The sequence below is a fragment of the Stenotrophomonas sp. Marseille-Q4652 genome, assembly GCF_916618915.1.
Classification (GTDB): Bacteria; Pseudomonadota; Gammaproteobacteria; order Xanthomonadales; family Xanthomonadaceae; genus Stenotrophomonas.
Window position 1 is genome coordinate 1,015,634 of sequence record NZ_CAKAKE010000001.1, and the last position, 18,390, is coordinate 1,034,023.

The 18,390-nt window shown below is 66.9% G+C and carries 15 protein-coding genes and 1 pseudogene; all 16 read left to right on the forward strand.

Annotation, left to right across the window (positions count from 1 at the left end; genetic code table 11):
• The first annotated feature begins 3 nt into the window (after positions 1-3).
• Complete coding sequence (locus LG380_RS04685; RefSeq protein ID WP_225763821.1) at positions 4-1,128, forward strand: flagellar basal body P-ring protein FlgI; 1,125 nt, start codon at positions 4-6, stop codon at positions 1,126-1,128.
• Position 1,129: 1 nt separating this feature from the next.
• Positions 1,130-2,326, forward strand: a complete 1,197-nt coding sequence (gene flgJ / locus LG380_RS04690) for a flagellar assembly peptidoglycan hydrolase FlgJ (RefSeq protein ID WP_199933032.1) — start codon at positions 1,130-1,132, stop codon at positions 2,324-2,326.
• 8 nt (positions 2,327-2,334) lie between these two features.
• Entirely contained in the window at positions 2,335-4,215 is a 1,881-nt protein-coding gene (gene flgK / locus LG380_RS04695; protein WP_049461056.1) for a flagellar hook-associated protein FlgK, read from the forward strand.
• Positions 4,212-5,417: a flagellar hook-associated protein FlgL gene (flgL, locus tag LG380_RS04700; RefSeq protein ID WP_199933030.1), complete on the forward strand. Its 1,206-nt coding sequence runs from the start codon at positions 4,212-4,214 to the stop codon at positions 5,415-5,417. Before flgK ends, flgL begins: the two co-directional genes overlap by 4 nt.
• Positions 5,418-5,648: 231 nt before the next feature.
• On the forward strand, positions 5,649-6,845 hold the full coding sequence (locus LG380_RS04705; protein ID WP_225763822.1) for a flagellin: 1,197 nt from the start codon (positions 5,649-5,651) through the stop codon (positions 6,843-6,845).
• Between the two features lie 709 nt (positions 6,846-7,554).
• Positions 7,555-8,695: pseudogene (locus LG380_RS04710) on the forward strand (flagellin).
• Positions 8,696-8,909: 214 nt separating this feature from the next.
• The gene (gene fliD / locus LG380_RS04715; protein WP_225763823.1) at positions 8,910-10,262 is read left to right on the forward strand and encodes a flagellar filament capping protein FliD; all 1,353 of its coding nucleotides are present in this window, start codon (positions 8,910-8,912) and stop codon (positions 10,260-10,262) included.
• Between the two features lie 130 nt (positions 10,263-10,392).
• Positions 10,393-10,806 carry a flagellar export chaperone FliS gene (gene fliS / locus LG380_RS04720; protein ID WP_225763824.1) on the forward strand — a complete coding sequence of 138 codons (414 nt, stop codon included), beginning with the start codon at positions 10,393-10,395 and terminating at the stop codon, positions 10,804-10,806.
• Between the two features lie 6 nt (positions 10,807-10,812).
• Positions 10,813-11,118, forward strand: coding sequence for a hypothetical protein (locus tag LG380_RS04725; RefSeq protein ID WP_225763825.1), 306 nt, complete (start codon positions 10,813-10,815; stop codon positions 11,116-11,118).
• Positions 11,115-11,696 carry a PilZ domain-containing protein gene (locus tag LG380_RS04730; protein ID WP_225763826.1) on the forward strand — a complete coding sequence of 194 codons (582 nt, stop codon included), beginning with the start codon at positions 11,115-11,117 and terminating at the stop codon, positions 11,694-11,696. The genes LG380_RS04725 and LG380_RS04730 overlap by 4 nt, the downstream gene beginning before the upstream one ends.
• A 79-nt stretch (positions 11,697-11,775) precedes the next feature.
• Positions 11,776-12,408: a response regulator transcription factor gene (locus LG380_RS04735; RefSeq protein ID WP_225766446.1), complete on the forward strand. Its 633-nt coding sequence runs from the start codon at positions 11,776-11,778 to the stop codon at positions 12,406-12,408.
• Positions 12,409-12,673: 265 nt separating this feature from the next.
• A complete protein-coding gene (gene rpoN / locus LG380_RS04740) occupies positions 12,674-14,080 on the forward strand; it encodes an RNA polymerase factor sigma-54 (RefSeq protein ID WP_225763827.1) in 1,407 nt (468 codons plus the stop codon).
• Between the two features lie 13 nt (positions 14,081-14,093).
• Positions 14,094-14,477, forward strand: a complete 384-nt coding sequence (locus tag LG380_RS04745; RefSeq protein WP_225763828.1) for a response regulator transcription factor — start codon at positions 14,094-14,096, stop codon at positions 14,475-14,477.
• On the forward strand, positions 14,470-15,987 hold the full coding sequence (locus tag LG380_RS04750) for a sigma-54 dependent transcriptional regulator (RefSeq protein WP_225763829.1): 1,518 nt from the start codon (positions 14,470-14,472) through the stop codon (positions 15,985-15,987). Before LG380_RS04745 ends, LG380_RS04750 begins: the two co-directional genes overlap by 8 nt.
• Before the next feature lie 376 nt (positions 15,988-16,363).
• A complete protein-coding gene (gene fliE / locus LG380_RS04755) occupies positions 16,364-16,723 on the forward strand; it encodes a flagellar hook-basal body complex protein FliE (RefSeq protein WP_225763830.1) in 360 nt (119 codons plus the stop codon).
• A 13-nt stretch (positions 16,724-16,736) separates the two neighbouring features.
• The gene (gene fliF / locus LG380_RS04760) at positions 16,737-18,383 is read left to right on the forward strand and encodes a flagellar basal-body MS-ring/collar protein FliF (protein ID WP_225763831.1); all 1,647 of its coding nucleotides are present in this window, start codon (positions 16,737-16,739) and stop codon (positions 18,381-18,383) included.
• The last annotated feature ends 7 nt before the right edge of the window (positions 18,384-18,390 follow it).

Genomic DNA, 18,390 nt, shown 5'->3' on the forward strand with positions numbered 1-18,390 from the left:
GACATGAACCTGCATTCCCTCCCCTCGCGCCTGTTCGCCGCCTCGTTGCTGGCACTGTCGCTGTCGCTGGCCTTCCCGGCCAACGCCGAGCGCATCAAGGACCTGGCCCAGGTCGGCGGCGTGCGCGGCAACGCGCTGGTCGGCTACGGCCTGGTGGTCGGCCTGGATGGCAGCGGCGACCGCACCAGCCAGGCGCCCTTCACCGTGCAGAGCCTGAAGAACCTGCTGGGCGAGCTGGGCGTCAACGTCCCGGCCAACGTCAATCCGCAGCTGAAGAACGTAGCCGCCGTGGCGATCCACGCCGAGCTGCCGCCGTTCGCCAAGCCGGGCCAGTCCATCGACATCACCGTTTCCTCGATCGGCAATGCCGTATCGCTGCGCGGCGGCTCGCTGCTGATGGCGCCGCTGCGTGGTGCCGACGGCCAGATCTATGCGATTGCCCAGGGCAACCTGATCGTGGGCGGCTTCGGTGCGCAGGGCAAGGATGGTTCGCGCGTGTCGGTGAACGTGCCCAGCGTGGGCCGCATTCCCGGTGGCGCCACCGTTGAACGTGCGCTGCCCGACGTGTTCGGTGCCAACGGCGAGATTACCCTGAACCTGCACAACAACGATTTCACCACCGTCTCGCGCATGGTTGGCGCGCTGAACAATGCCTTCGGCGAAGGCGCCGCGCGTGCGGTGGACGGCGTGACCGTGGCCGTGCGTGCGCCCACCGACCCCGGTGCCCGCATCGGTCTGCTGGCCCGCATTGAAAACCTGGAACTGACCCCGGGCAGCGCACCGGCCAAGGTGGTGGTCAATTCGCGCACCGGCACCGTGGTGATCGGCCAGCAGGTGCGCGTGGGGCCGGCAGCCATCTCGCACGGCTCGCTCACCGTGACCATCCAGGAAAACGCCAACGTCAGCCAGCCCAACGCGCTGGCCGGTGGCCAGACCGTGGTGACCCCGCAATCGACCATTACCGCCACCAACGATGGCAGCCGCATGTTCAAGTTCAGCGGCGGCACCAGCCTGGATGAAATCGTACACGCGGTGAACGCGGTGGGTGCCGCGCCGGGCGACCTGATCGCGATCCTGGAAGCCCTGAAGCAGGCCGGTGCGCTGAGCGCCGAGCTTGAGGTGATCTGACATGCGTATCACCCCCGCCCTTGAGCTGCACCCGACGCAGCAGAACGATCCGGCCAAGATCGACAAGGTCGCACGCCAGCTGGAAGGCCAGTTCGCGCAGATGCTGGTGAAGAGCATGCGCGATGCCAGCTTCGGTGATTCCCTGTTCCCGGGTGAGAACAAGGTCTTCCGGGACATGTACGACCAGAAGATTGCCGAGACCCTGACCCGCGGCAAGGGCCTGGGCCTGCACGAAACCATCGCCCGCCAGTTGTCCGGCAACCAGGGCGACGCCCCGGCGCTGGACACCCGCGTGGACCCGGCCAAGGCCAGCCGCGCCTACCAGTTGAACGCACCGGCGCAGGCGCCGTCGCTGCCGCTGGAAGATGCCAGCAACGCACTGCGCATCCTGCAGCAGATGTCCGCCGGCGTGCAGGACGGCGCGCAATCGTCGGTGGCACCGATGGAACAGGCGCTGGACCTGATTGCCGGCCGCGAGAGCAGCAGCGCGCACCGTGCGCTGGGCACCGAGGATCCGTATGCGGGCAGCATTGGCGGGGCCGATTGGGCCGCCGCCAGCGACCAGTGGGCGCCCACGGCCAGCAACCGTGGCAGCACCGGCACCGCCGCCGACGCGCTGGCCAGCCGCACCGCCGTGGCCCAGCTGGGCGCGCACACGCCGGAAGGCTTCGTGGCCAGCATCTGGCCGCACGCGCAGAACGCGGCCAAGGAACTGGGCGTGGATGCCCGCGCCCTGGTGGCCCAGGCCGCGCTGGAAACCGGCTGGGGCAAGCGCCAGATCAAGCATGCCGACGGCAGCACCTCGCACAACCTGTTCGGCATCAAGGCCACTGGCTGGAAAGGCCAGAGCGCGGTGGCAGGCACCCACGAATACGTGGATGGCGTGCGCCGTAACGAAACGGCCAGCTTCCGCGCCTACAGCTCGCCGGCCGAAAGCTTCGCCGATTACGTGCGCCTGCTGAAGACCAGCCCGCGCTACCAGCAGGCCCTGCAGGCGGGCACCGATGTGCAGGGCTTCGCCCGTGGCCTGCAGCGTGCCGGCTACGCCACCGACCCGAGCTACGCCGCCAAGATCGCCGCCATTGCCGGTGGCCCGACCATCGAACGCGCGGTTGCCGCGGTGACCGATGCCGGCGCCCGCCTTGGCCAGACCTTCGCCAGCACCGCAACCGCGGCGCTGGGTATCACCCGCCGTTGAGGAACCCCATGTCCAGCGTCCTTTCCACCGGTACCAACGCCCTGCTCGCCTTCCAGCGTGCCCTGGCGACGACCAGCCACAACGTCGCCAACATCAACACGCCCGGTTACAGCCGGCAGAAGGTCGACTTCGCCACCGCCGATCCGCAGAACTTCGGCTACGGTGATGTCGGCAACGGTACGCGTATCGTTGATATCCGCCGCACCGCCGACCAGCTGGCCATTTCCCGCCTGCTGGACAGCAGCGGCGAACTGGCGCGGCTGAAGCAGCTTTCCACCATGGCCGACCGCGTCGATGCGCTGTTCTCGGACACCGCCACCAATGTGTCCGGCGTGTGGTCCAACTTCTTCGATTCGGTCAGCGGCCTGTCGTCCAACGCGTCGGGCAGCGCCGACCGGCAGAACGTGCTGGACAGCGCCAACACGCTGGCCAACCGCTTCCAGCAGCTCAACAACAGCCTGAACACGCTCAACAGCGAAGTGAACAACGGCCTGACCGCGGCCGCCACCGAAATCAACCGGCTGGCGGCGGAAATCGCTCAGATCAACGGGGTGATCGGCAGCAATGCGGCCACCGCTGCGCCCGACCTGCTGGACCGCCGTGACCAGCTGATCGCCAACCTGGTGGGCTACACCGGCGGCACCGCCGTGGCCCAGGATGGCGGCACCCTGAACGTGTACACCGCCGGCGGCCAGGCCCTGGTGGTCGGCACCACCGCCTCGAAGGTGACCACGGTCACCGACCCCTACCAGCCCGAGCGCCTGCAGCTGGCGCTGCAGACCCAGGGCGGCAAGATCACCCTGGACCCGAAGCAGCTGGGCGGCCAGGTCGGTGGCATGCTGGAATTCCGCGACACCGTGCTGACCCCGGCCCAGGCCGAACTGGGCAAGCTGGCGGTGGGCCTGGCCACCACGTTCAACGAGACCCATCGCAACGGCGTGGATCTGTACGGCAACATGGGCGGCGACCTGTTCAACATCGGCAGCCCGCGGGTGACCGGCAATACCAGCAATACCGGCACTGCCTCGATCACCGCCAGCTACGGCGACCTGTCGTCGCTGGATGCACAGAACATCGTGCTGAAGTACGACGGCACCCAGTGGCTGGCGATGCGTTCGGACACCGGCGCCAGCGTGGCCATGACCGGTACCGGCACCGCCACCGATCCGCTGAAGATCAATGGCGTGGAGCTGGTGGTGAGCGGCACCCCGGCCACCAATGACCGCTTCCTGCTGCAGCCCACCGCGGGCGTGGCCGGCAGCATCGGCGTGGCGATCACCGATACCTCGCGGCTGGCCGCGGCCGCGCCGATCAAGGGCAGTGCCGCGCTGGCCAATACCGGCACCGGCAAGCTGAGCGACGTGAAGGTGGCCGACGCCAGCAACGCAAACCTGCGCAACCCTGCCGCAATCGTGTTCACCTCGGCCACCGAATACACCATCGATGGCAATGGACCGTTCACCTACACCGCCGGCCAGGCGATCACCGCCAATGGCTGGAGTTTCGTGCTCGATGGCGCGCCGAAGACCGGCGATACCTTCAACATCACCCCCACGCCGGTCGGTTCGTCCGACAACAGCAATGCCCTGGCCCTGGCCAAGGTCGAGGACGCCAAGGCATTCAACGCCGGCACCATCACGCTGAACGGCGCACTGGGCGGGCTGACCACGCAGGTGGGCGCCGCCGCCCGTGCAGCGGAATACTCGCTGGATGCGCAGCAGGTGATCACCGACCAGGCGCAGTCCGCGCGCGATTCGATTTCCGGGGTGAACCTGGATGAAGAAGCTGCCGACATGCTGCGCCTGCAACAGGCCTACCAGGCCGCCTCGCAGCTGATTTCCACTGCCGACACCATGTTCCAGACCATCCTGGGAGCTGTATCGCGATGAACAACCGCATTTCCACCGGGATGATGTTCAGCCAGTCCGTCTCGCTGATGTTGTCCAAACAGGCCAAGATGAGCCACCTGGAACAGCAGCTGGCCACCGGCCAGCGCCTGGTGTCGGCCAAGGACGACCCGGTCGCCGCCGGCACCGCGGTCAGCCTGGACCGCGCCGTGGCCGAACTGGACCGCTTCAAATCCAACGCCGACGTGGTGCAGAACCGACTGGGCCTGCAGGAAAACGCCCTGTCCGGCGCCAACGAACTGATGGCGCGAATTACCGAACTGACCCTGCAGGCCAACAACCCTGCCCTGTCGGCGGCCGACCTGAAGTCGATCGGCTCGGAGCTGCAGACGGTGTACGACAGCCTGCTGTCGCTGGCCAACACCACCGACGGCACGGGCCGCTACCTGTTCGGCGGCACCGACGATGCCGACGCGCCGTTCAAGCTGAGCAACGGCACGGTCAGCTACAACGGCGACCAGACCCAGCGCCAGGTGGAAGTGGCACCGGACACCTTCGTGAAGGATGCCCTGCCCGGCAGCGAGATTTTCCTGCGCATCCGCACCGGCGATGGCACCCTGGATGGTGCGGCTGCAGCCGGCAATACCGGCAATGGGGTGCTCACCACGTTCGGTTTGAATTCTTCTTCCGGCAATTGGAATGGCGGCAGCTATTCCTTGAACTTTACCGCTGCCGATCAGTACGAAGTGCTCGATTCCACCGGCACCGTGGTCGGCACCGGCACGTTCAAGGCCGGCGAGGACATCAGCTTCGAAGGCGTGTCGATGCGTATCGAAGGCACGCCCGCGGCCGGCGACAGCTTCAGCATCGGCCCGTCGGGCACGCGTGATGTGTTCTCCACGGTGCAGGGCATGATCGATGCCCTGAACACCGCCGCCAACACCCCCGCCGAGGTGGCCAACCAGCAGAACGCACTGCAGTCGGGCATCCGCGATATCGCCCGCGCCGCCGAACAGTTCATCGACGCGCGCTCGGCCGGTGGTGCGCAGCTGAAGGCCATCGACGATGCCGCCGCTACCCGCGAATCCAACGCGGTCACCCTAAAAACCACGCTGTCGTCGATCCGCGACCTGGATTACGCCGAAGCCGTGGGCCAGTACCAGCTTGAACAGATCGCGCTGCAGGCCGCGCAGACGATCTTTACCCAGATGCAGCAGATGTCGCTGTTCAACGCGATCCGCTGAGCAGGCGCCTTCGTCGCGCGGCACTCCCCCGGGCCGCGCGACGAAGGCCGCTGAACCGCCACTGCTTCACTGCACCTGCACAGGGCGCCGCATGATTTCTTCATGCCGCCTTAAAGTTGCCGTGCGTGCCGCCGTTATCAGCATCAGCAAGGGAAATCCACCTGCGCTGGACCTCGGAGAAACGAGGTCGAATCCACTGATTACGGCGTTGACCGCCCCAGGAGATAGGCAATGGCACAAGTCATCAATACCAACGTAATGTCGCTGAACGCTCAGCGCAATCTGTCCACCAGCGGCTCGAGCCTGGCCACCACGATCCAGCGCCTGTCCTCGGGCCTGCGCATCAACAGCGCCAAGGATGACGCGGCCGGCCTGGCCATCTCCGAGCGTTTCGGCACTCAGATCCGCGGCCTGGACGTTGCCGTGCGCAACGCCAACGACGGTATCTCGCTGGCCCAGACCGCTGAAGGCGCGATGGTCGAAATCGGCAACAACCTGCAGCGTATCCGCGAACTGTCGGTGCAGTCGGCGAACGCCACCAACTCCGACAGCGATCGCGCTGCGCTGGACGCCGAAGTCAAGCAGCTGACCTCGGAAATCGACCGTGTCGCCCGCCAGACCAACTTCAACGGCACCAGCCTGCTGGACGGCTCGTTCTCGGGCGCCCAGTTCCAGGTTGGTGCTGACGCAGGCCAGACCATCGGCATCAACACCATCGTGAACTCGCGCACCAGCTCGCTGGGCAGCACCGTGTTCGCCAAAGACGTGGATGGCACCGCCATCGACGACACCGCTGTCGCGGCGCTGGCAGTTGATGCTGACGATTCGTCGAAGTTGGTCGTGCCAGGCGGCAAGATCAATAACGTCGACATCGACGAGGTGAAGGTCGCCAGCGACGCAACGCCGAAGGACGTGGCCAATGCGATGCGCAATGCCATCAATGAGAAGATGGACCAGACCGGCGTGTACGCCAAGCTGGACAAGGATGGCACCACGCTGACGCTGGTTGCGGTGAAGGGCAACACCGACATCGAAATCGAAGGTATGGATGCTGCAGGCTTTGACACCCCCACTGCCATCGATCTGACCGACGCAAGTACCTTCGACCGCGTCCACGCCGAAGACCTGAACATCGGCACCGTGGAAGGTGCGCAGCGTGCCCTGTCGATCGTCGACAACGCCCTGACTGCCGTGAACTCCTCGCGCGCCGACATGGGTGCGATCCAGAACCGCTTCACCTCCACCATCGCCAGCCTGAATACCACCTCCGAGAACCTGTCGGCCTCGCGCAGCCGTATCCGCGATACCGACTACGCCAAGGAAACCGCTGAACTGACCCGCACGCAGATCCTGCAGCAGGCCGGTACCGCGATGCTGGCCCAGGCCAACCAGTCGCCGTCCAGCGTGATGAGCCTGCTGCAGGGCTGATCCCCGCACCTTGCTGAGGTAGGCGGGAAGAGGCGCCTCCGCCATCTCTGCAAAAACTGAAGGCGGCGCTCAGGCGCAATCCCCACGATGCCCGCAACAGACGTTGCGGGCATCGTCTTATGCGCGAGGAGGTATCAGGGCAGGGTCCGGATCAGACAATACTATTCGCGCTGTTGCTGGAAACGCTTGTGCCAGCCGATCAACCGTACCAGCCATCAGCGCCTGTATGGGGATGCAGGATCTGACCGAACGTGGCTTCGCCCCCGCCCGTCTGGGCAGCCCTGGGCGCCCGCCACATGATCCGACGGATCCGCCGATGGACCGCCGCGCGGCACAGCCGGCCCTGGATCAGAGATGCGTGCGCCGGATGTACTGGCCGACGCGGTTACTCCAATGGTGCCCGCGCCCATGCACTTGAACAGGGCTGGAATCTGTGCCCCTGTGCCGACTCCTCGTGCGGTGTTCAACCAGCGAGAACGACAGTGACCGGGCAGCCTTGCGGCGACCCAGGCGCCGCGCAGGAGCCATTGCCGCACCGGGCATTTGGTGGCTCCTGCCACCGGGTTTGACATTTCGAAAGAATTTCAGGCACTGCCCTAAAGGTTCCGCTGCGAGGGTCGTTATTGAATTCAACGGGGCACAACGCCCTTACGGTCCTCCCCCGGGGACCCCCCTGTTAACCAACCACATTCCTTCGAGGAGCACGGCAATGGCACAAGTCATCAACACCAACGTGATGTCGCTGAACGCACAGCGCAACCTGTCGACCAGCGGTTCCAGCCTCGCCACCACCATTCAGCGCCTGTCTTCGGGCCTGCGCATCAACAGCGCCAAGGACGACGCTGCCGGCCTGGCTATCTCCGAGCGGTTCAGCACCCAGATCCGCGGCCTGGACGTTGCCGTGCGCAACGCCAACGACGGTATCTCGCTGGCCCAGACCGCTGAAGGCGCGATGGTCGAAATCGGCAACAACCTGCAGCGTATCCGCGAACTGTCGGTGCAGTCGGCCAACGCCACCAACTCCGACAGCGACCGCGCGGCACTGGATGCCGAAGTCAAGCAGCTGACCTCGGAAATCGACCGCGTCGCCCGCCAGACCAACTTCAACGGCACTAGCCTGCTGGACGGCTCCTTCTCCGGCGCCCTGTTCCAGGTAGGCGCCGATGCCGGCCAGACCATCGGCATCAGCAACATCGTCAACTCGCGCACCAGCTCGCTGGGTGGCACCGTGTTCGCAACTGACGTCACCGGCCCGACCATCACCGATACGGCCGTGGCCGGCCTGACTGCCGACACCGTGGACCCCTCCAAGGTCGTGCTGACCGGCGGCACCGTAAACAACGTCGCCATCGACGACATCAAGCTGGATGCCGCCGCCACCGGCAAGGACGCGGCCAACGCGCTGCGCAACGCCATCAACGAGAAGATGGACCAGACCGGCCGACACCAACATCGAGACCGGAGGCTTTGATGACTCGGTCTTCACTGACCAGTCGGTCATCGACCTGACCGATGACACCACCTTCACCCGCGTCCACGCCGAAGACCTGAACATCGGCACCGTGGAAGGCGCGCAGCGTGCCCTGTCGATCGTCGACAACGCCCTGACCGCCGTGAACTCCTCGCGTGCCGACATGGGTGCGATCCAGAACCGCTTTACCTCCACCATCGCCAGCCTGAACACCACCTCGGAAAACCTGTCGGCCTCGCGCAGCCGTATCCGCGACACCGACTACGCCAAGGAAACCGCTGAACTGACCCGCACGCAGATCCTGCAGCAGGCCGGTACCGCGATGCTGGCCCAGGCCAACCAGTCGCCGTCCAGCGTGATGAGCCTGCTGCAGGGCTGACCCCCGCACCGGTTCAGGCAGTACAGAAAGGCCGCCTTCGGGCGGCCTTTCTGCGTCTGTGACCGCGGCCGGCGTCCAGCGCCCCCGCCGGCTGGCACAGGCCTTGCAGCGGCGCATGCATCGGCGCACGCGCGTGCGCTCAAGCTTCCATTCCGGCGGCCGATAGCCATTGCAACGGCAGTGGCTCCGCCCGCCCACAGCACAAGGACTTCTCATGGCCATCGGAACCGTCGGTACCGGTCTCGACATTCCCACCCTCGTCGCGCAGCTGGTCGCCAAGGAGCGCGAGCCGCAGGAAAACCAGATCAACGCCCTGGGCACGGCTGCGACCTCGAAGCTGTCGGCCATCAGCACCATCAAGAGTGGCCTGTCCAATCTGCAGACCGCGCTGGCCGCTCTGGTCAAGAGTGCCGACAACCCCGGCTACAAGACCACCCTGGGCACCGATGCCACCTTCACCGCCGCCGTCGATACCGGCGACAACGCCACCAGCCCGGTGGCCGGCACCCACCAGGTGCAGGTGCAGCAGCTGGCACAGAACCAGAAGCTCAGCTCCAAGGCGTTCGACAAGGATGCGGCGATCGGCGGCGGTAAATTGACGATTGGCTACGGCGACACCAGCCTGGACGTGGACATTGCAGCCGACAGCAAGCTGGCCGACGTGGCCAAGGCGATCAACAAGGCCTCCGGCGGCAAGGGCGTGGTCGCCTCGGTGGTGACCGCCGATGATGGCCAGCACCTGGTGCTGACCGCCGTGGATTCCGGCGAAGCCGGCGCGATCACGGTCACCCCGTCCGGCGGCAACGGCACCCTGGATGACCTGGCCTATGACGGCACCGCCGCCTCGAAGATGGAAGTGATGGTGGAAGCCAAGGACGCGATCGTGATCGTGGACGGCTTCACCCGCACCTCCAGTTCCAACACGATTTCCGACCTGGTGCCGGGCGTCACGCTCACGCTGACCAAGGCCAACCCGGACGTGAAGCAGACCCTGACCATCGGCCGCGACAACAGCGCGCTGAAGGCCAACCTGACCGCCTTCGTGACCGCCTACAACGCGATCAACACCACGCTGAAGTCCGCCACCGCCTATAACAGCGAGACCAACACGGCCTCGGCGTTGACCGGCGATGCTATGGTGCGCGGCCTGCAGCAGCAGCTGCGCGGGCAGCTGAGCCCCAACGTGAATGAACTGAAGGCGCTGGGCATCACCCTGGCCACCGACGGCACCTTGACGCTGGACAGCACCAAACTGGACGCGGCCATCGCCAAGGACCCGGAATCGGTCGCCAATATGTTCGGCGCCGACGGAACAGTCGGCAAGTCGATGACCGACATGCTGAAGAGCAACCTGGATGCCACCACCGGCACCATCACCCAGCGCACCAACACGCTGAACAAGCAGATCAAGGATCTGGAAAAGCGCCTGGACGACCTGGATGCGCGCATGGAACAGGTGTCCACCCGCTACACCAAGCAGTTCACCTCGATGGAATCGCTGGTCAGCCAGATGCAGACCACCAGCGACTACCTGACCCAGCAGCTGGCCAAGAAGACCAGCAGCTGAACCCGCACGGCGGCGCTCAAGTTTGGCGCTGCCGGCGCCGATACAAACAGCAACACAATGCAGGGCCCGTGGCGGGCCCTGATGCCACCGAAAGGCCATGCGCCGGGTGGCCAACCAGGAGACTCATTCAATGTACGGTTCCAGCCGTCAGTACGCAGAGCAGTACCGCAAGGTCGGGGTGAACACCGCCGTGTCCGACGCCGACCCGCACAAGTTGGTTGCACTGCTGCTGACCGGAGCGTGCGAACGCATCCGCCTGGCCGAAGCCTGCATGGAGCGTGGCGACCACGCCCGCAAGGGCAAGGCCATCGGAGAGGCCTGTGCCATCGTCGGCCATCTAAACGGGTCGCTTGATCATGAGGCTGGCGGCGAGATCGCCGGCAACCTGTCGGCGCTCTACGACTACGTGCTGCAGCGACTTACCATGGGCAACCTGCACAACGATCAGGCGGCACTGCTGGAATCCCTGTCCCTGCTTGGCGAGATCGAGTCCGCCTGGAATGCCATTCCGCAGCAGCCGCAGGCCGCTGCAACCAGCGCCTGAGGCCCCATGCTTCCCGACAACAACATCGAGAGCCTGTACTCCGACCTCGAGGCGCTGCGCGTGGCGGTGGAAACCGAGGACTATGAGCTTGCCGAGCAACTGATGCACAGCCACGACCGCCACCTGCGCGAGTACGTGCACAGCCAGGGCGTGCGCGCTCCGCTACCCGCGCTGCAGGGCCTGCTGAAGCTGCAGCAGGCGCTGATGGCCGACATGCTGGTGCGCCGGGACATCGCCGCCGCCCGCCTGCGTGCCGGACGCCAGTCCATCCGCGCCGCCCGCGCCTACCACCAGGCAGAATCGCTGGCATGACCGACGGCCGCGCCAGCGCCATCCACCACCCGGCCGAGGTCGAGCTGTTCGACGACACCCTCGGCTGCGACCTGGCCCTGCCCGCCGAATTCAAGCTGGGCAGCGCAATCGTGCGCCCAGGGGCGGCGGAGATGCTGCTGCGCAGCGTGGCGCTGGTGGAGGACGGACGCGGCGAGGATGCCGCTGAGGAGCGTGCAGAAGCCTCCCAGCAACTGCAGCGGCTGGAGGCCAAGCTCGACCTGACCCTGCTCCTGCTGGGTCGGCTGGTGCGTCAATCCACCGACGCCCTGCCCCTGCGCCCGGTGCGCTGGTCCCGGCGTGGCCTGCGGCTGGAACTGGGCTCGCGCAGCGGTGCATCCCCGGGCAACCAGGGGCTGGCACGCCTGCAGCCCTCGGACTGGCTGCCGGACTGCGTGGAACTGCCGGTGACGGTGCTGGCCGAGGCCGCCAGCGGCTCGGGGGGATTCCACCTGTGGCTGCGCTTCCAGAGCACCAGCGACGCGCTCGAAATGGCGCTGGAACGCCACCTTTTCCGGCTACACCGGCGCCAGGTCGCCGAGTCCAGGCGAGCTCGCTGATGTCTAGGCATAACGCCGCGGTTGGCGTATCCCCGCCGCTCCGTTAAGGTGGCCGTCCTTGCTCCTGCCTTCACACGCCGTGCGAATCCTGATCGTCGATGACCACACTCTGGTCCGTGCTGGCCTGAGCCGTTTGCTGCAGATGTTCAGCGACATTGAGGTCATCGCCGAGGCCAGCAACGCCGAACAGGCGCTGGAACTGACCTTGCAGCACGCGCCGGACCTGGTACTGATGGACCTCTCCCTGCCCGGGCGCAGTGGCCTGGACGCGCTCAGCGACGTGCAGCAAAAGGCGCCGGGGACCAAGGTGGTGATGATGTCCATGCACGACGACGCGGCGCATGTCCGTGATGCGCTGGACCGTGGCGCCGCTGGTTTCGTGGTCAAGGACGCCGCCCCGCAGGAGCTGGAACTGGCATTGCGTGCCGCGCACATGGGCCAGGTTTTCCTCAGCCCGCAGATCTCGGCCAAGATGCTGGCGCCGATGCTGGGACGTGATCGTCCGGTCGGCATTGCCGCACTTTCTCCCCGCCAGCGGCAGATCCTGCGCGAGATCGGGAACGGCCAGAGCACCAAGGAAATCGCCGCCGACCTGGGCATCAGCGTCAAGACCGTGGAGACCCACCGGGCGCGAATGATGGAGGCCCTGGGCTGCCGTCGCGCCAATGATCTGGTGCTGCTGGCTGCGCGCCACCAGTCCGAGCTTCTGTAAACGACAGCTTTCTGACTCACGGTTCAGATTGGAACCGGGTCACAGAAACGAAAACCCGTCGCGCGAAGACCGTCTTTCACTCCGAACTCACGGAATCTCCACATTTCAACCACTTGCGACGCCAAAAGGGCGACGCAAGTCGGGGCGCCCCTGACGCTGCGTCAGAGAACCGACCACCCCCCTAGGGCGCCCCCCGATTCAAGACGTTCCCGGACCTGCCGAAGATGCGCCCATCGCGTCGGGGATTTGGCGCAAGGGATTTGAAATGAAGACTTCTCTCTCCGCCCAGCTTGGGCAACAGCTGCATCTGACCCCAGCCCTGCTGCAGTCGATCCGGTTGCTGCAGCTCAACGGAATGCAGCTCGAGCAGCAAATCCGGGCAGCACTGGAGACCAACCCGCTGCTGGAGCTGGAACAGGACACCGAAGCATCGTCCACCCCGGAAGCCAGCCAGGACCCGGCGCTGGATACCGCCGCGTTCGACGAACTGCCCGAGACCTCGATGTGGGACGTGGCCGGCGCCAGCTGGCGCGACGGCGACGAGGACCGCATGGCCCAGACCCCGGCCGGCGAATCCACCGACCCGCAGCTGCGCGTGCTGCAGCAGCTGGCCCTGGAACTGGACGAGGCCGACCTGGCCATCGCCGGCTTCTGGCTGGAGCACTGCGATGACGCCGGCTACCTGGATGCCCCGCTGGCCGACCTGACCCTGCTGGCCAGCGCGCATTTCGACCGCAGCGGCGCGCACGTCGAATCCATCCGCCAGCGCCTGCTCAACGGCGAGCCGGCCGGCATGGCCGCCACCGACCTGCGCGAATGCCTGCTGGCCCAGCTCAAGGCCCTTCCCGCCCCGGCCCCCGGCCGTCCGCTGGCCGCCCGCATCCTCAACGGCGACCTGTCGGTGCTGGCCGCCCACGACTACCCGGCCCTGGCCGCCGCCCTGGATGTCGAGGAAGCCGACGTCCGCGAAGCCGTCCGCCTGGTGCTGTCGCTGCAGCCCCGCCCCGGTGAGCCGCTGCTTGCCGATACCAATGCAGTTGTTGTGCCGGATGTGGTGGCCTGGCACGCCGACAGCCAGTGGCGCGTGGCGCTGAACCCGGCCACCACCCACCGCGTCAGCATCAACCCGACCTACGAGCGCGCCCTGGCCGAGACCACCGAAGCCGCCCAGCCGCTGCGCGACATGCTGCAGGAAGCCCGCTGGCTGACCCGCGGCCTGTCGATGCGCTACGAGACCCTGCTGCGCACCACCCGCGTGATCGTCGAGCGCCAGGCCGGTTTCCTGGTCCACGGCGACGAAGCACTGGCGCCGCTGACCCTGAAGGAGGTGGCCGACGAGATCGGCATGCACGAGTCCACCGTCTCGCGCATCACCACCAGCAAGTACCTGCAGACCCCGCGCGGCACCTTCGAGCTGAAGCACTTCTTCGCTGTGCGGCTGGAAGGCGCCAGCATCTCCGGCGCCGCGGTCAAGGCCATGGTCCGCCGCCTGATCGAGTCCGAGCCGGCCGGCAAGCCGCTGGCCGACGAGGCGATCGCCGGCCTGCTTTCGCGACAGGGGGTCAACATCGCCCGCCGGACCGTCGCAAAATACCGGGAACAGCTTGATATCGCCCCGGCCCGCGAACGTCGCCGCCTGGGGAGCAAGCCCCAGCTGGCCCGCGTGGGCTGAGGAGATGGAAATCATGAAGAAGCTCACCGTCCTGCTGGTCGACGACCACGAGGGATTCATCAACGCCGCGATGCGCCACTTCCGCAAGATCGAGTGGCTGGAGGTGGTTGGCAGCGCCGCCAACGGGCTGGAAGCGATCGAACGTTCCGAGGCGCTGCGCCCGCGCGTGGTGCTGATGGACCTGGCGATGCCCGAGATGGGCGGCCTGCAGGCCACGCGCCTGATCAAGACCCAGGACGAGCCGCCCTACATCGTCATCGCCAGCCATTTCGACGACGCCGAGCACCGCGAACACGCGCAGCGCGCCGGCGCCGACAATTTCGTAAGCAAGTTGTCCTACATCCAGGAAGTCATGCCGATCCTGGAAAGCATTTCAAAGGAAGAAAGCAATGAGTGAGTCCCGCATCCTGGTCCTGGACAGCGACGGCGTCCGCGCCGAGCGTACGGTTGCACTGCTCGAGTTCATGGACCTGACACCGCGCTGGCTCACCGACGCCGCCGACATCGACACGCAGCGCTACCGCCAGAACGACTGGATGGCACTGGTGGTGGGCAGCCAGGATGACGCGGAAAAGACCGATGCTTTCTTCTCCTGGCTGGGCCGCGCCTCGCTGCCGCCGCCGGTGCTGCTGATGGACGGCGACCCGGTCGCGTTCGCCCGCCGCCACGGCCTGCACGAGGCCAATGTGTGGCCGCTGGAAACCCCGCTGCGCCACGCGCAGATGGAAGCACTGCTGCGCCGCGCCAGCCTCAAGCGCCTGGATGCCGAGCATCAGGCAGGCGCCGCCCAGGACCAGGGCCCCACCGGCAACGGCCCGGCAGTGACCGCCCTGCGCACCATGATCGAGCAGGTCGCCGCATTCGATACCACCGTGCTCGTGCTGGGCGAATCCGGTACCGGCAAGGAAGTGGTGTCGCGCGCCATCCACCAGCGCTCGCCGCGCCGTGACGGCCCGTTCGTGGCGATCAACTGCGGCGCCATTCCGGCCGACCTGCTGGAAAGCGAACTGTTCGGCCATGAGAAGGGCGCCTTCACCGGCGCACTGACCGCGCGCAAGGGCCGTTTCGAAATGGCCGAGGGCGGCACCCTGCTGCTGGACGAAATCGGCGACATGAGCCTGCCGATGCAGGTGAAGCTGCTGCGCGTGCTGCAGGAACGCAGCTTCGAGCGCGTCGGTGGCAACCAGACCATCCGCTGCAACGTGCGCGTCATCGCCGCGACCCACCGCAACCTGGAAGAGCGCATCGCCGAGGGCAAGTTCCGCGAGGACCTGTTCTACCGCCTCAACGTGTTCCCGATCGACGTGCCCTCGCTGCGTGAGCGTGCCGCCGACCTGCCGGCCCTGGTGGAAACCATCGCCGCCCAGCTGGCCCGCACCGGCCGTGGCGAGGTGCGCTTCGCCGCCGAAGCCCTGCAGGCGCTGGCCTGCTACGCCTGGCCGGGCAATGTGCGCGAGCTGACCAACCTGGTCGAGCGCCTGGCCGTGCTGCATCCCTCGGGCATGGTCCGCGTGCAGGACCTGCCGGCCCGCTACCGCGGCGACTTCCAGGCGGCCCCGCCGGCGGAAGTCTCCGAGACCGAGGAACGTTCGGTGCTGCTGTCGCAGCCGCTGCCGGCGCACTTCACCGCCGCCGCTCCGGTGACCCCGGTGGCCGTGGCCGCTGCTCCGGCCGCCGTGGTCACGGCCCCGGTTCCGGCCGCAGGCGAGCCGATCCTGCCCGACGACGGCATGGACCTGCGCGACCATATCGCCGGCATCGAGCTGCGCCTGATCAACGAGGCGCTGGAGCGCACCCAGGGCGTGGTCGCCCACGCTGCCCAACTGCTCGGCCTGCGCCGCACCACCCTGGTCGAGAAGCTGCGCAAGTACGGCATCGAACGCGACCAGATGGAACTGGCCAGCTGACGGACTCTCCCCGTCAGCTTCACCCCCGAAAGCCACCGGCCACCGCTGGTGGCTTTTTTGTTTCCGGACGCCGCGCTGACGCAGCGGGCGTTGCCCGGCGGAGACGGGATCCAGACACGCGGCGGCCAGCGGACCGACGCTGGCGTTCCGTCGGGGCGACGGCAGCTTCCCGTCATCCAGCCCCCGCCGGGGTCTGGGCACTGCCCTTGCACACGTCCCTCCGCAGCCCGGAACCAAGGCTGCGCAAGGCCTCCCGCCTGCCCTGTCGCTGACGGACCAGGCCCACGGTAGCGAGCCGGAAAACCGGCAGCGTTTCGGCACAGGCCTTGCAACTGAACGGGGGACAGTTGCCCCCCATTTGCCCGGATGCACGCCGATGTCCCACTCCGTCAACTCCGTCCTTACCCAGATCCGCAGCCTCCAGACCCAACTGGCCCCGATCCAGCCGGCTACCGACGCTCCGCGCAGCAATGCGATCGAAGGGCTGGTTACCGGCCAACCCGTCCAGGAAGTTCCCAGCTTCACCGAGACCCTCCGTGGCGCGTTGCAGGGCGTCAATGACCAGCAGGTCAAGTCCGGTGCCCTCGCCCGTGCCTTCGAACTGGGTGAACCCGGTGCCGACCTGGCCGCGGTGATGGTCGCAGCACAACAGTCCCAGGTGGCGTTCCGCGCCACCGTGGAAGTCCGCAACCGTCTCGTCCAGGCCTACCAGGACGTGATGAACATGCCGCTGTAAGGAATAGATCCGCATGGCACTCGCCCTTTCCAAGGAATCGTTCAACTCCGAAGCAGCCGGACAATGGTTCGACCGCTTGCAGAGTCTGCAGATCGCCCGCCGGCTGGGGCTGATGGCGATGATCACCGTGGCCGTGGCCGCGGGCCTCGCCGTGTTCTTCTGGTCACAGAAGACGCCGATGGTGCCGCTGTACACCGGACTGGACCAGAAGGCCACGGCCGAGGCCACCGACCTGCTGCGCGCGGCGCAGATCCCGTTCCAGCTTGATGCCGCCACCGGCGCGATCACCGTGCCGGAAAAGAACCTGCACGATGCCCGCCTGAAGCTGGCCGGCTCCGGCCTGACCGACAGCGGCCGCCTCGGCTTCGAGCTGATGGAGCGTGACCCGGGCTTCGGCGTCAGCCAGTTCGTGGAGAACGCGCGCTACCAGCACGCGCTGGAAACCGAACTGGTGCGCACCATCACCACGCTACGCCCGGTGCGTGACGCCCGCGTCCACCTGGCCATCCCCAAGCCCAGCGCCTTCACCCGGCGCCGCGAAGTGGCCAGCGCCTCGGTGGTGCTGGAACTGCGTGGCGGCCAGCAGCTGGAGCGCAACCAGGTCGACGCCATCGTGCACATGGTGGCTTCGTCGATCCCGGACCTGGCCCCCGAACGCGTGACCGTGGTCGACCAGAGCGGCCGCATGCTCACCATCACCGATCCGAACAGCGAGGCAGCGGTCAACGCGGCCCAGTTCGAGCAGGTGCGTCGCCAGGAAACCTCGTTCAACCAGCGCATCCGCGAACTGCTGGAGCCGATGACCGGCGTCGGCCGCGTCAATCCCGAAGTCAGCGTGGACATGGACTTCTCGGTGATCGAGGAAGCCCGTGAGCTCTACAACGGTGAACCGCAGAAGCTGCGCAGCGAGCAGATGAGCGAGAACACCACCAGCACGCCGGGTCCGCAGGGCGTGCCGGGTGCCACCAGCAACAGCCCGCCGGGCCAGCAGGCCGCGCCGGCCGCCGCGCAGGCCCCGACCGAAAGCAGCAAGAACGCCACCCGCAACTACGAGCTGGACCGCACCCTGCAGCACACCCGCCAGCCGGCCGGCCGCATCAAGCGCGTGTCGGTGGCGGTGCTGGTGGACAACGTGCCGCGCGCCGGCGCCAACGGCAAGGTCAGCCCGCAGCCGCTGTCGGCCGCGGAACTGACCCGCGTCGAGGCGCTGGTGAAGCAGGCCGTCGGCTTCAACGCCGAGCGTGGCGACACCGTGTCGGTGATGAACGCCCCGTTCGTGCGTGACACCACGCCGGTCGAAGGCCCGGCCTGGTGGGAACTGCCATGGGTGCACGATGCCGGCCGCATGCTCCTCGGCGCGGTGGTGGTGCTGGCGTTGTTGTTCGGCGTACTGCGCCCGGCGCTGCGCGCGATCACCGGCCAGAACAGGAAGGACGACCCGCAGGCACTGGAGCCGCACACCGCGGACGTGCAGCTGGTGGATGACGATGGCATGCCGCTGCCGGCGCTGGGCACCGACCGGGCAAGCCTGGGCGGACCGGATGCGCTCGCACTGCCGGTGGATTCATATGAGGAACGACTGCGGATGGCGCGTGAAGCCGTGAAGACCGACTCCAAGCGCGTGGCCCAGGTGGTCAAGGGCTGGGTGGCCAATGACTGAGGCACAA